Source organism: Corallococcus aberystwythensis, assembly GCF_003612165.1.
GTDB classification, from domain to species: Bacteria; Myxococcota; Myxococcia; order Myxococcales; family Myxococcaceae; genus Corallococcus; species Corallococcus aberystwythensis.
This window is the reverse complement of the sequence record NZ_RAWK01000602.1, coordinates 1-410: the sequence shown is the minus strand read 5'-3', so window position 1 is coordinate 410 and position 410 is coordinate 1. Positions and strand designations below refer to the sequence as shown.

Annotated in this window: 1 protein-coding gene; it reads right to left on the bottom strand. The window is 32.7% G+C overall.

Features of this window, described 5'->3' with window-relative positions; all coding sequences use genetic code 11:
• Positions 1–410, bottom strand: a 410-nt coding sequence (locus tag D7W81_RS41685) for an endonuclease domain-containing protein (RefSeq protein WP_120560773.1), incomplete at both ends; no start/stop codon positions are given.

The following is a 410-nucleotide window of genomic DNA, read 5'->3' as shown; positions in this document are numbered from 1 at the left end:
TCTTATTTGTTCTTGAGTAATAAGACGGAATGAACCCATTATGTTTGTTTCTTAGTTCTTGACGTTCTTTATATAATGCTTTAATAGAAGGAACAAGACGTCTAATATTTTGTTCAATAAATCTAGTTGGTATTCTAATAATTTCCCAACCGTGTTCAGATTTATTCAAAGTATTAAGGATAAACACATCTCGTTCTGAATCTTTACCAATCCTAAAACGATGGTGCCCTCCATCAATCTCTAATACAACCTTCATGTCTGGCAAAATAAAATCTACTCGTTTGCGCCCTATTCTTTGTTGTGTTTTTACTTTAATCTGACTTCTTAACAATTCGATACAAGCCATTACTTCATGGGCAGAATCAAACTTGCTACTGTCATTTCTATAAAATTGGGCTACTGTGTTATAT